7 protein-coding genes are annotated in these 13,197 nt (G+C 70.8%); 3 read left to right on the top strand and 4 right to left on the bottom strand.

Annotation, left to right across the window (positions count from 1 at the left end; translation table 11 throughout):
• Window positions 1-209: 209 nt before the first annotated feature.
• Complete coding sequence (locus tag N4G66_RS19630; protein ID WP_261705435.1) at window positions 210-1,928, top strand: molybdopterin-dependent oxidoreductase; 1,719 nt, start codon at window positions 210-212, stop codon at window positions 1,926-1,928.
• A gap of 95 nt (window positions 1,929-2,023) precedes the next feature.
• Here N4G66_RS19630 and N4G66_RS19625 read toward each other — a convergent pair whose 3' ends face one another.
• A complete protein-coding gene (locus N4G66_RS19625; protein ID WP_261705434.1) occupies window positions 2,024-2,893 on the bottom strand; it encodes a GAF and ANTAR domain-containing protein in 870 nt (289 codons plus the stop codon).
• 300 nt (window positions 2,894-3,193) lie between these two features.
• On the opposite strand from N4G66_RS19625, the gene N4G66_RS19620 reads away from it, so the two are divergent.
• Both N4G66_RS19620 and N4G66_RS19615 read left to right on the top strand, forming a co-directional pair.
• A complete protein-coding gene (locus tag N4G66_RS19620; RefSeq protein WP_261705433.1) occupies window positions 3,194-4,051 on the top strand; it encodes a DMT family transporter in 858 nt (285 codons plus the stop codon).
• 110 nt (window positions 4,052-4,161) lie between these two features.
• Entirely contained in the window at window positions 4,162-4,905 is a 744-nt protein-coding gene (locus N4G66_RS19615) for an HAD family hydrolase (RefSeq protein WP_261705432.1), read from the top strand.
• A 217-nt stretch (window positions 4,906-5,122) separates the two neighbouring features.
• Here the strand turns inward: N4G66_RS19615 and N4G66_RS19610 are convergent, their stop codons facing one another.
• The 3 genes from N4G66_RS19610 to N4G66_RS19600 form a co-directional block, all read right to left on the bottom strand.
• The gene (locus tag N4G66_RS19610; RefSeq protein WP_391858836.1) at window positions 5,123-7,714 is read right to left on the bottom strand and encodes a SpoIIE family protein phosphatase; all 2,592 of its coding nucleotides are present in this window, start codon (window positions 7,712-7,714) and stop codon (window positions 5,123-5,125) included.
• Window positions 7,650-11,927 (bottom strand): HAMP domain-containing protein, encoded by a 4,278-nt coding sequence (locus tag N4G66_RS19605; protein WP_261705430.1) that lies wholly within the window; start codon window positions 11,925-11,927, stop codon window positions 7,650-7,652. The genes N4G66_RS19610 and N4G66_RS19605 overlap by 65 nt, the downstream gene beginning before the upstream one ends.
• A gap of 356 nt (window positions 11,928-12,283) precedes the next feature.
• The gene (locus N4G66_RS19600) at window positions 12,284-13,165 is read right to left on the bottom strand and encodes an RNA polymerase sigma factor SigF (RefSeq protein WP_261705429.1); all 882 of its coding nucleotides are present in this window, start codon (window positions 13,163-13,165) and stop codon (window positions 12,284-12,286) included.
• Window positions 13,166-13,197: the final 32 nt, after the last annotated feature.

Here is a 13,197-nt window from a genome sequence, read left to right as displayed (position 1 = left end):
CACCACGGGGATGAGGTGACGGGGCTCCGCAGGGCGGCTGCCCCGTCGGCGGAGATCCAATACACCGTCGTCCCGGCCGCGGCGGCGGGCGGGCCGATCGGCGCGGGCCGGGTCCGCCCGTCGAGCGCTGCGCGGATCGGCTCGAGGCCGGACTTCATCGGATCGGGTGAGCGGCCAATCCGCCGGAGCCCCGGATCCGGATTCCGACCGTGACGACAGGACAGAACAACGTGCCTTCACCGGCGGCCTGGGTACGGAACGCGCTCGGCGCCCTGAGCGGGGTGCTCGCCGGGATCACCGCACTCGCCGTCGCCCAGCTGGTGTCCGCGTTCGTACGACCCGAAGCGGGCCCGGTCGTAGCGGTCGGGGGCGCCGCGATCGACCGCACACCGCCCGCGGTGAAGGACTGGGCGATTCGTCATTTCGGCACGAACGACAAGCTCGTTCTCCAGCTCGGGATCCTGGGCGTCCTCGCGCTGTTCGCCTGTGTGCTCGGCGTGCTCGCGGTGCACCGTCGTCGCACGGGAGCGCTGGGAGTGCTCCTGTTCGGCGTGATCGGGGGCGCCGCCGCGATCAACCGTCCCGATTCCACGAGCGTCACCGACGCCCTGCCGTCGGTGGCCGGAGCCCTGTGCGGCGCGGTGGTCCTCCACGTCCTCACCGGCCGGCTCGTCACGGCCCGGTCCGCACCCTCCGCGCCGGATGTACTGCCGGGTGCCGTGCCGACTTCCGCGCAGGATGCCATGCCGACTTCCGTGCCGGATTCCGGGCCGGTCGGGGACGCTCCCGTGACGGCCGCCGGGCCTGCCGCCCCGGCCACCACGCCGAGGGAGTCCCGCTGGGACCGGCGAGGTTTCATCGCGGCCGCCACCGCGGCCGCCGCGGCATCGGCCGGGGCCGGCGCACTGGGCAGGTCACTCAACGGCTCCCGTGGTCGGAACGCGGTCGCCTCCCGTGCCGACCTGGTGCTGCCCGTCGTGGCGTCCCCGGCCGCGCCGATTCCCAGGGGGGCGCAGGTCCGCGTGCCCGGCGTCAGCCCGTTCGTGACGGCGAACGCCGACTTCTACCGGGTGGACACCGCCCTGGTGGTTCCCAAGGTGGACGCCACCGCCTGGCGGCTGGGGATCCACGGCGAGGGCGTGACCCGCCCGATGACCCTGACCTTCGACGAACTGCTGCGGCGCGAGCTGATCGAGCGGGACATCACGCTCACATGCGTCTCCAACGAGGTCGGCGGCCCCTACGTGGGCAACGCCCGCTGGATCGGAGTGCGGCTGGCCGACCTGCTCGCCGAGTGCGGGGTGAGACCGCCGTCCAGGGGCGGACCGGCCGATCAGCTGGTGGCGCGCTCTGTCGACGGGATGACGATCGGCAGCCCGGTGGACGACGTGATGGACGGCCGTGACGCTCTGCTGGCCGTGGGGATGAACGGGCGGCCGCTCCCGTTCGAGCACGGCTTTCCGGTGCGGATGCTCGTACCGGGTCTGTACGGCTATGTGTCCGCGTGCAAGTGGATCAAGGACATCGAGCTGACCACCTTCGACGCCTACGACCCGTACTGGGTGAAGCGGAAGTGGGCGCGCAGGGCGCCGATCAAGACCCAGTCCCGCATCGACACGCCCAAGCCGTTCGCGCGGCCCAGGGCGGGCACCGTCATGGTCGCCGGGGTCGCCTGGGCCCAGCACCGCGGGATCGGCAAGGTCGAGGTGCGGGTCGACGACGGGCGGTGGCAGGAGGCCGACCTGGCGGCCGAGGACACCGTCGACACCTGGCGGCAGTGGTCCTTCCCCTGGCGGGCCACCCGCGGTGGCCACACCCTTACGGTCCGGGCCACCGACCGCACCGGTCACGTACAGACCGAGAAGCGCACCCGGACCGTTCCCGACGGCGCCGACGGCCGGCACTCCGTGGTCGTCACCGTCGACTGAAGCCGGCACGACGCCCGGTCCTGGACACGTTCCCGCCGGACGCGCCGGACACGGGAGACACGGCAGGCATCGTGGACACGGCGGAGTCCGGGCGCTCAGCGCTCCTCGGTCGCCGCCGTGTGCAGATGGGCCAGTGCGTCGAGTACGACGGTGTGCCGGTGCCAGGAGAGCCAGCGGCCCACCATCAGGCCGGTGGCCTCCAGGGCGTGGAGCTGGGCGCGGGTGAACCCGGGCAGCGGCCGCTCGTGGTGGGAGGAGGCCATACCGATCGGCACACCGGCCCGGTTGACCAGGGGCACGCTGTGGCAGGCCCGGCTGCCCGCCAGCAGAATGACGTGCCGTGAGCCCTCGTCGAAGACATCGGCGGTCGCCACGTCGCGGACGGTGACCTGCCGGCGGTCCTCGGCGGCCTGGGCGCACGACGTGGTGGGCGAGTCGACGAACGCGAAGAAGCTCGTGAACTCGCGCTCCAGACCCGCGTGCCGCACCATCCGCAGCCGCCCTCCCTCGGCGAGCTGGACGTTGCCCATACCGGTCTGGGTGATGTCCATGACCCGGTGCAGGGTGGCGCTCAGCACCTCGCCCTGGTGGGTGCGATCGGCCCCGGCGATCCGCAGGCCGGGCAGCGGGGGAGGGGGCGTCCGGGTGCGTTCCGCGGCGCGGGCCGGTCCCTCGGGGCGGTGCGGGGTCCGTACGACCGCGTCCGCCAGCGTGTGCAGTTTGATGTTGAAACGCTGCGACGCCTCGCGCAGCAGGGTGAAGGACACCTCGGGCGCGGGCAGCCGGTAGCGCTCCATCAGCACGCCCTGGGCGAGGGAGATCGCCGGATGCGCGTGCAGACGCTCCTGCAGGCCTGCGTTCTGCTCCCGCAGCCGGACGATCTCGCGGTGGAGGCCGGCGGAGTCCGCGTCCGGCTCGGGGACGCGGCTGTCGGCGGCGGGCGGGAGCTGTGGCTCCTGACTCATGGTGTACGGCATCCTCACTGACGGCGTCGGTCTCCATCGGCAGCCCGAACGCCCAGGGGAGGCAGGGCAGGCCGCCGCCGCACGGCCGGGGCGCGCGAGGGCGCGGCCCGCGGACATCACGCGGTGCGTGCCTGCTTCCCAAGCACTGGCGCCGACCCTATCCCGGGCAGCCGTCCGCTCCGCAAGGGATCCGGCCGAGATCCGGCCGGGCTCTCCACGGCGGGCCGGGCCCCGGCACCGCGTCCTCCGGTCGGCGAGTCCGGGGAGGCCCGGCCCGCCGTCCCGGGGCATGGTGGAGGGGTGACAGGACTGGCCGTGCTGTTCGCTCTCCTCGGGGCCGCCAGCAATGCGATGGGCACGGCATTCCAGCGCAAGGCGGCCTCCCGCGTCGCCGAAGGCGGCGGACTGCGGTTCATCCTCCAACTGGCCCGGCAGCCCCCGTGGCTCATCGGCATCGCCGGGGTGACCGGGGCCGCGCTCTTCCAGGCCCTCGCACTGGCGAACGGACCGCTGTCCCTGGTGCAGCCCCTGTTCATCCTGGAGCTGCCCTTCGCTCTGATGATCGCCATCCCGTTGCTGCACCGCCGTCTGCCCCGCGCGGGATGGTGGGCCGTCGCCGCTGTGGTGGCAGGTCTCGGGCTCGTCCTCCTCGCGGCCGCTCCCTCCGGAGCAACGTCCGACGCCTCCATGGAACGCTGGATCCCGGTACTGATCCTGTGTCTGGGGACTGTGGCCGTCGCGGTCGTGGTCGCCCGTCCCGGCCGTCCGCCGCTGTTCCGCGCCGCCGTGCTGGGATCGGCGTCGGCCATCAGCAACGCGCTGACCGCCGCGCTCCTGAAGTCGGCCGTGGGCACGCTCGACGAAGACGGGTTCGTCGACTTCCTGAGCGTGTGGCAGACCTACGGGTTCGTCGTGACCGGAGTCGTCGCTGTCCTGCTGCTGGAGAACGCCCTGCAGGCGGGCCCCTTGGCCGCCTCGCAGCCCGCGCTGACCATCGGTGACGCGACACTGAGCCTGCTGCTCGGCGTCACCCTCTTCGACGAGACGATCCGCACCGGCTGGTGGCTGCTCCCCGAGCTGGTCGGGGCCGGGGTGGTCCTCTGGGGCGTCCTGCGGCTGACCCGGGTGGTACCGCACCTCGCGGACATGGCCCATTGACGCCCGGCCGGCCAAGTCTGTCCCGGTGCGGTGCGGTGCGGTGCGGTGCGGTGCGGTGCGGTGCCGAAGCCCGAGCAATGGGCGCCGAATGGCCGACACTCGCTCGATTGGTGACTGCCGGGACTGGACAGACCAAGGTGGTGACGAGTCGGATCGAGAACGTTCGGGAACTGGTCGCGCGGACGCGGTATGTCCTCTTCGGCTTCGACGGCCCGATCTGCCGGCTGTTCCCCGGACACTCGGCGGAGGCCGTCGCGCGGGTCCAGGCGGAGTGGCTGACGGAACGGGGCCTGTACGCGGTGCTCACCGAGGAAGGGCGCGGCCACAGGGACCCGTACGGCATGCTGACGGCGGTGGCCCGACGCCATCCCGGCAGTGAGCTGGTGGCCGAACTCGAAGAGCGTCTCACCCGGTTCGAACTGACGGCGGCTCGCACAGCGATGCCCACGGCCTACGCGGATCCGCTGATCCGCACGTGGACGGCGGTCGGGGCGAAGCTCGCCGTGGCGACGGACAACTCGGTCCGGACCGTCACCTCGTACCTGGATTCGCGGCGGCTCACGCCCTGCTTCGCTCCGCACGTGTACGGCCGCATGCCGGACCTGAGCCCGCTCAAGCCGCATCCGGCGATCCTGGAACGAGCCCTGAACGAGATGGGGGCGGTGCCGGAAGCCTCGCTGATGATCGGCGGTACTCCCTCGGACCACGCGGCGGCACACCGGGCCGGTGTCCGCTTCCTCGGATACGCCCGCAACCCCTCCAGAGCGAGGCTTCTGCACGAGGCCGGGGTTCCCCCACAGACCGTCACGGCTTCTTTGGAGCCGCTGCTGAGTGCCCTGCGTGAGCGCTTCTGAGCCGACTGCTCGGCCATACGAGGGGAATCCCGGCCGGAAACCCGTGTGCATGCATCGCCGGGACCGGGGCAGCAGCATCCTGAGACAGCTCGAGGAAGCCACCCCCCTGGCGAACCCGGGCTGCACGGCCCCGCAGGCAGTCACTCCCCCCGGCTGTCGGCGGGGCCGCATTCGTGCGTCTCGCGGCCGGACCCTGTTCGTCCCGTCCCGTCTCGTCCTACTGGACCTGGATGCCCACGATGCAGGTGTCGTCGTCGGTGTCGGACCTGCTGTACGTCAGGAGCCGGTCGAGCTGATGGTCCAGCGTTCTGGACGTCGTACGAGCGGCGTTGAGCAGTTGGCGCAGCGACACCTCGACCGAGCGGTCACGCCGTTCGATCAGACCGTCCGTGTACATCAACAGCGTGTCGTGGACGGCCAGTTGCACCTCGTCCTCCTCGAACGTCGCCTCGGGGACGGCGCCGAGCAGGATGCCCTTGAGGAGCGGAAGCGGGTTGGCGTCCGCGTCCCGGACCAGAACCGGCGGCAGATGACCGGCCCTGGCCCACCGCAGAACCCGGCGGCGCGGATCGTAGACCCCGCAGACCGCGGTGGCGGTGACCCCGCCGGTCAGATGGTGCGCCACGATGTTGAGCCACGACAGCAACTGGCCCGGCCCGGCACCCGTCACGGCGAGTCCGCGCAGCGCGTTGCGCAGTACCACCATGCTGGTCGCCGCCTCGATCCCGTGACCGGCCACGTCCCCGACGCACAGCAGGACCAGGCCGGAGGGCAGGACGACGGCGTCGTACCAGTCGCCTCCGACGAGCTGTTCGGTCTCCGCCGGCCGGTAGCGCACCGCCACGTCGAGACCCGGAGCCCGCAACGGCGCCTGGGTCGGCGGCATGATCGCGTGCTGCAGCTGAAGGGTCAGCCGGTTGCGTTCGTGCGCCTGCTGTTCGGTGTGCGCCAGCTGGTCACGGGTGACGGCCAGCGCGACCTCGGTCCAGTGCTGCGCCGAGATGTCCTGGTAGGCCCCGCGCACCACGAACAGCTGGTCGTCGGCGTCGAGCACCGGCTCGGCCACCATGCGGATGTGCCGGGTGACGCCGTCGGGACGCTGCAGCCGGAACGCGGCCGTGCCCGGGCGGCGATGGTGCAGGACCGTGCGCAGGAAGCGGCCGATCGTGACCGCGTCGTCCGGATGGGCGTACGCGGGCAGTTCCTCCAGCGGCACGGGAGCGCCCGAGGGCGGGCGGCCGTACAGATCGAAGAGCGTCTCGTTCCAGATGATCTCGCCGGTCAGCAGGTTCTCCTCGAAACCGCCGATCCTGCCGAGCCGCTGGGCGTGCTGGAGCAGACTCGCCAGCCGCGCCGTCTCGTCCTCTATACGCCAGATGAGCAGCACGGTTCCGCCGTGCCGGCTGACGTTGATGTCGGCGACGGCCGGCAGCGGCACCTGGTCGACCAGCGCCGTGAGATCCATGCGCCGTGCCCGGAACGGTTCCCCGGTGGCGTAGACCCGCTCGATGCACCGGAAGAGGTCGCTGTCCCCGGCGACCATCGGATAGGCCTCCAGCAGCAGCGCCCCGTGGACGGTGCCACGCGGCCTGCCGGCCGGATCGAGGAAGCGTCCGTTCACATGACGGATGCGGAAGTCCGCGAGCCGTCCCTGGTCGTCGAGATGGGGCACCAGGACGAGAGCCGGATCGTGCAACCCGTCGACCAGGTCGATCAGTTCGGAGACGTCGGTCGTCGCCCGCACGTCGTGGCCGTCGTTCGGCAGTGTGTGGGTCTCCAGCGTGTGCGAGCACAGCTCCGCCAGCGCCTCGACCTGGCGCAGTACCTGCGGGGGCTGAGGTTCCAGGACGGACGGCCAGGCGATCTCCAGGACGCCGTGGATACGGCCCCCGGATCCGGCCGGTACCGCGACCCTTCCGCCCTGCGGATGGTCCGCGTGCCCGATCGACGGCAGCCCGGTGTTCGCCAGCGAGTCCGCCCACTGCGCCGTACGTTCGGACAGGGCGCGGCGGGCCATCGTCGCCACGCCCGGCGGTACGTAACGCCAGCGCCTGGCCTCGGCCGCCGAGAATCCGGCGCTGCCCGCCAGGGAGAGCGAACCGTCGGCGTCCGCCGCCCAGATGGCGACGGCGACGGCCCCGAGCGGGGTCAGCGCGTGCTGGAGCAGGGAATCGGCCACCGCCTGGCTGTCGTTGGCCGCCAACGCGCCGCTCTCGGCCGCCCGCAGCCGCACCGCGGGGGCGCCGGCCTCCTTCTCGGGGGTGCGCTCCGCCGTGACGGCGAGGAAGGTGCTGGTCACCTCCGAAAGCCGGTCGTGCGCCGCCTGGTTGATGATCTCCACCGCGAGCTGGAGGGGCGGTACCTTGGCCTGTTCGGCCAACTCGGCCAGCTGGCGGGCGGCTTGCGCGGGCCCGCAGCCCAGCCGCTCGACCAGGATGCCCTTGGCCAGCTCGATCAGGGCCCGTCCGTCGGCCTCCACCTGGGCGGCCCGAACCTCGCGGCGCAGCCGTTCGACCGTGGCCGCAAGCCGTCCCACCGGGGACGTCCGGGCCGCGCCCGGGGGATCGCAGGCCTGTTCGCCGTCCGCGACGGCGTCCCCGGAATCGGCGACGTTCGCGTCGGTCGTCTCAGGAGTGTTCACGGTGCGGTCGCTCCTCGGCGGGGACCCCGGGGAGCGCGGGGGAGGGGCAGCAGCGACGGGCGTCCCGCCGACCGGCCGTAGTGGTGGGTGCCGAGTACCATGTTCATTCCCCCAGCCAGCGTCGGACGCAGGCGATGAGGTCGTCGGTGTCGACCGGCTTGGTGACATGGTCGCTGGCACCCGACAGCAGGCTCTTCTCCCGGTCGCCGGGCATGGCCTTCGCCGTCACCGCGATGATCGGAAGGTCGGCGTACCGGGGAATCTTGCGGATCTCGGCGGTCGCGGTGTACCCGTCCATCTCGGGCATCATCACGTCCATCAGGATCAGCGCGACCTCGGGCCGGCTCAGCAGAGTCTCGATGCCCTTCCTGCCGTTCTCCGCGTGCAGCACCTGGAATCCGTGCAGCTCCAGAATCCCGCTGAGCGCGAAGAGGTTGCGGGCGTCGTCGTCGACGACGAGGACCGTACGGCCCCGGAAGGCGTCGTCGATCGGCTGCGCGGGCCGGCTCCTCGCCTCCTCGGCGCGGACCAGCGGGACCACGTCGCCCGGCTGCTCGGCGGACAGGTGAAGCGCGATGCGCTCGCGCAACTCGTCCAGGCTGGACAGGAACTCCAGGGACCGGGCTCCCGAGCGGGACTGCAGCGCCTGTTCCTGCGCGAGGTCGACACGGCTGCCGTTGTGGACGAGGACCGGAACGGTAGCCAGGGCCGAGTCGCCCTCCACCGCTTCGAGGAACCGGGCCGTCTCCCCTTCCGGCATGCCGAGTTCGAGGACGACGCAGTGCCATGGTTCCGCGGCCAGCGCGCTCGCGGCCTCCTGCGCCCCCACGACCGTGATGACGTCGACGCTCTCCCGCGCGTCGCCCTCGTCACGGCTGCGGGCGACATCCCCGACCGCGCTCTCGGCCACGAGCGTCAGCAGGCCCCGTGGCCGCTCTTCGACGACCAGCAGCCGTCGCCGTCGCTGGCGGGGAAGGCTGATCGAACCGGTGACGGCGTGCCGCGGCCGGGTGAGTGCCGTGGCACCCTCGTCCGACGCCGAGTCGGATGTGCGGCCGCCCGCGAGCAGCGCCTCGAAGTCGGGCCGGGCGACCGGCAGGAAGAGCGTGAACGTACTGCCCTGCCCCGGGGTGCTGTCGACGGTGACGGCTCCGCCGAGCAGGTGGGCGATCTCCCGGGTGATGGACAGCCCCAGACCGGTCCCGCCGTACTTGCGGCTCGTCGTGCCGTCGGCCTGCTGGAACGCGCCGAAGATCGTCTCCAGCTGCTGTTCGGGGATGCCGATGCCGGTGTCCTTGACCCGGAAGGCCGCGACCGTGCCGCCACGCCGTACGCCCGTGGGGATCTCCTGGTCGGCCGCCGGTTCGATCCGCAGCTCGACGCGTCCCCGCTCGGTGAACTTCACCGCGTTCGACAGCAGGTTGCGCAGCACCTGGCGCAGCCGGGAGTCGTCGGTGAGGAGGTCGACCGGGGCTCCGGGAGCGGTGCTGACCGTGAACTCCAGGCTCTTCTGCGAGGTCATCGGGCGGAAGGTGGCCTCGACGTACTCCAGGAGCTGGCGCAGCGGGACCCGCTCGGGGGTGACGTCCATCTTGCCTGCCTCGACCTTCGACAGATCGAGGATGTCGTTGATCAACTGGAGCAGGTCCGAGCCCGCGGAGTGGATGATGCCGGCGTACTCGACCTGCTTCGGCGTGAGATTGCGCGAGGGGTTCTGCGCCAGCAGCTGGGCGAGGATGAGCAGGCTGTTGAGCGGGGTCCGCAGTTCGTGGCTCATGTTGGCGAGGAACTCGGACTTGTACTTGGACGCCAGCGACAACTGCTGGGCCCGTGCTTCGAGTTCCTGCCGGGCCTGTTCGATCTGGAGGTTCTTCGCCTCGATGTCGCGGTTCTGGGTCGCGAGCAGTGAGGCCTTGTCCTCCAGCTCGGCGTTGGAGCGCTGGAGTTCGTCCTGCTGGACCTGCAACTCCTCCGAGCGTGCCTGGAGTTCGGCGGTCAGCCGCTGCGACTCGCCCAGCAGCTCATCGGTGCGGGCGTTGGCCACGATGGTGCTGACGTTGACGCCGATGGTCTCCATCAGCTGTTCCAGGAAGGTCCGGTGCCCCTGCTTGAAGCGGGTGACCGAGGCGAGCTCGATGACGCCGAGCACCTGTTCCTCGACGACGATGGGGAGCACCACCAGAGCCGTCGGCGCCGTCTGTCCGAGCCCCGAGGAGATGGTGACGTAGCCCGGCGGCACCTCGTCCACCGTGATGGCACGGCGGCTGCGCGCGGCCTGCCCGACGAGCGAGCGGCCCAGCGGGATGCGGGTGGGACGCCCGGCCTCGTCGGGATAGCCGTACGACCCGACCAGCCGCAGCTCCGTACCCTTCGCGGTCTCCTCGGCGAGGTAGAAGGCGCCGTACTGCGCGGTGACCAGCGGGGTGAGCTCGTCCATGATGAGGTCGGCGACCACGTCCAGGTCGCGGTAGCCCTGCATCAGGCCGGAGATACGGGCCAGGTTCGTCTTGAGCCAGTCCTGCTCCTGGTTGGCGCGCGTGGTCTCCCGCAGCGACTCGACCATGGAGTTGATGTTGTCCTTCAGGTCGGCGACCTCGCCCGAGGCCTCCACGGTGATGGACCGGGTGAGGTCGCCCTCGGCCACGGCGCTGGTGACCTCGGCGATGGCGCGGACCTGTCGCGTGAGGTTGCCGGCGAGTTCGTTCACGTTCTCGGTCAGCCGCTTCCACGTGCCCGAGACGCCCTCCACCTCGGCCTGACCGCCGAGCCTGCCCTCGCTGCCGACCTCGCGGGCCACGCGGGTGACCTCCGCGGCGAAGGCGGAGAGCTGGTCGACCATGGTGTTGATGGTCGTCTTGAGTTCGAGGATCTCGCCGCGGGCGTCGACGTCGATCTTCTTGGACAGGTCGCCCTTGGCCACCGCCGTCGTCACCAGGGCGATGTTGCGCACCTGTCCGGTGAGGTTGTTGGCCATCGAGTTGACGTTGTCGGTGAGGTCCTTCCAGGTGCCCGCCACGTTGGGCACGTGCGCCTGGCCTCCGAGGCGTCCCTCGGTGCCGACCTCGCGGGCGACCCGGGTCACCTCGTCGGCGAACGCGGACAGCGTGTCGACCATCGTGTTGATGACGTCGGCCAGGGCTGCGACCTCGCCCTTCGCCTCCACGGTGATCTTCTGCGACAGGTCGCCCCGGGCCACGGCGGTGGCCACCTGCGCGATGGAGCGGACCTGACCGGTCAGGTTCGACGCCATGACGTTGACGTTGTCGGTGAGGTCCTTCCACGTGCCGGAGACGCCCCGCACCGTGGCCTGTCCGCCCAGGTTGCCCGCCGTACCGACCTCGCGGGCGACGCGGGTGACCTCGTCGGCGAACGCCGAGAGCTGCTCGACCATCGTGTTGATGGTCTCCTTGAGTTCGAGGATCTCGCCGCGGGCGTCCACGGTGATCTTCTGGGAGAGGTCGCCCTTGGCGACGGCGGTGGCCACCTGCGCGATCGAGCGGACCTGGGCGGTGAGGTTGCCCGCCATGAAGTTGACGGAGTCGGTGAGATCGCGCCAGGTGCCCTTGACGCCCTTGACGTCGGCCTGGCCGCCGAGGCGTCCGTCGGTGCCGACCTCGCGGGCGACGCGGGTGACCTCGTCGGCGAACGCGGACAGCTGGTCGACCATCGTGTTGATGGTGTTCTTCAGTTCGAGGATCTCGCCGCGGGCGTCCACGGTGATCTTCTGGGAGAGATCGCCCTGGGCCACTGCGGTCGTCACCTGAGCGACGTTGCGGACCTGGGCGGTGAGGTTGCCCGCCATGAAGTTCACGGAGTCGGTGAGATCGCGCCAGACGCCGCCGACGCCGGGAACCTGGGCCTGGCCGCCGAGGCGTCCGTCGGTGCCGACCTCGCGGGCGACGCGGGTGACCTCGTCGGCGAACGCGGACAGCTGGTCGACCATCGTGTTGACGGTCTCCTTCAGCTGGAGGATCTCGCCGCGGGCGGGCACGTCGATCTTCTGCGAGAGATCACCCTTGGCGACCGCCGTGGCCACCTGCGCGATGTCGCGGACCTGCGTGGTGAGGTTGCCCGCCATGGCGTTGACCGAGTCGGTGAGATCCGCCCAGGTACCGGACACGCCCGGCACCTCCGCCTGGCCGCCGAGGGTCCCCTCCGTGCCCACCTCGCGCGCCACCCGGGTCACCTCGGAGGTGAACACCGACAGCTGGTCGACCATGCCGTTGAACACGGTGGCGATGTCACCCAGCAGGCCGCCGGTCTCGTCGGGGAGCCGGGTGCCGAAGTCGCCGTCGCGCACGGCGGTGAGGCCGGCCAGCAGTTGGCGCAACTCCTGCTCACCCGGTGTCCGTACGGACGTCCCGCTCGCTGCCCTGGTCATGGCCACCCTCGTTCCGCTCCCCTGGAGTTCCGTGTCACGGAACTCGGAACCACGCCGGGCCCACGGACGGCCCCCCGCCCGTCCGTGGAATTCCCGCAGATCACGGGTCGTCCCGTTAAGAAAATACGCCGCAGGCTAACCCAGAAGGCAGGGACTGAACAAAGCGTGCGAGGAAAGTCTCCAGCTGCTCAAAAATGTTGCCGGTGACAGGAATAACCACGAGTGAAGGGGATACACAGAACTCTTTTGCTCCGAGGCCGCCCGGACCGCACACGCGAAGTCCCGCCGACCCGCTGCGGACCGGAGTCCGGGGCGGGGCGACGGGACCGTCGTACGGGCCGTGCCGTGCGGCTGTGTCAGGCGACCGAGGGGTCGAGGAGCCCCGTCCGCAGACGCTTGATGATGCGGGTGATCAACCGGGAGACATGCATCTGCGAGATACCGAGCTCCTCGCCGATCTGCGCCTGGGTGCGCTCCTCGACGAACCGCAGATGAATGATCCGGCGCTGGCGGTCGTCGAGTTCGGCGATCAGCGGGGCCAGGGAGTTGAAGTCCTCGACCAGTTCCAGCGAGGCGTCCTCCTCGCCGATGAAGTCCGCGAGGACGGCCTCGCCGTCCGCGCCGCCGTCGGCGGTGAGAGCGGCGTCGAGGGACGAGGAGTTGTAGCCGTTCGACGCCTTGCGGGCCTCGATGACCTCTTCCTCGGTCAGGCACATCAGCTCGGACAGTTCACGTGTGGTGGGCGTACGGCCGAGGCGGGTCCGCAGTTCCTCCGTCGCCTTGGCCAGCTCCACGCGGGCCTCCTGCAGCCGGCGCGGCACATGGACGGCCCAGCTCGTGTCGCGGAAGAAGCGCTTGATCTCACCGACGATGTACGGAACCGCGAAGGAGGTGAACTCGACCTCGCGGGACAGCTCGAAGCGGTCGATGGCCTTGATGAGCCCGATCGTGCCGACCTGGACGATGTCCTCCATCTCACCCTGGCTGCGGCTGCGGAAGCGCGCCGCCGCGTACCGGACGAGGGAGAGATTCATCTCGATGAGGGTGTTGCGGGCGTACTGGTATTCGTGCGTGCCCTCCTCCAGAACGGAGAGCCGGTCGAAGAACTGGCGGGACAGCTCGCGAGCGTCCCTCGGGCTGATCTTCAGCGGCTCGTCGATCTGCGGAAGGGTGCCCCCTACGGCCGTCGCTGCCTGGTACGCCGTGTCCGTTGCCTTCGCTGTCGCCACGGCCGCCATGCCGTCCACCCCAAATCGTCCGAAGGAAATGA

Origin of the sequence: Streptomyces rhizosphaerihabitans (assembly GCF_025399795.1) — a bacterium.
In the GTDB taxonomy this organism is placed as follows: domain Bacteria; phylum Actinomycetota; class Actinomycetes; order Streptomycetales; family Streptomycetaceae; genus Streptomyces; species Streptomyces rhizosphaerihabitans.
This window is presented reverse-complemented; position numbering and strand designations above follow the sequence as displayed.

What these genes read in the sequence shown, in the direction of transcription:
- N4G66_RS19625 (WP_261705434.1), bottom strand. Translation starts at nt 2,893, where the DNA reads ATGAGTCAGGAGCCACAGCTCCCGCCCGCCGCCGACAGCCGCGTCCCC.
- N4G66_RS19610 (WP_391858836.1), bottom strand. Translation starts at nt 7,714, where the DNA reads ATGTCACCAAGCCGGTCGACACCGACGACCTCATCGCCTGCGTCCGAC.
- N4G66_RS19605 (WP_261705430.1), bottom strand. Translation starts at nt 11,927, where the DNA reads ATGACCAGGGCAGCGAGCGGGACGTCCGTACGGACACCGGGTGAGCAG.
- N4G66_RS19600 (WP_261705429.1), bottom strand. Translation starts at nt 13,165, where the DNA reads ATGGCGGCCGTGGCGACAGCGAAGGCAACGGACACGGCGTACCAGGCA.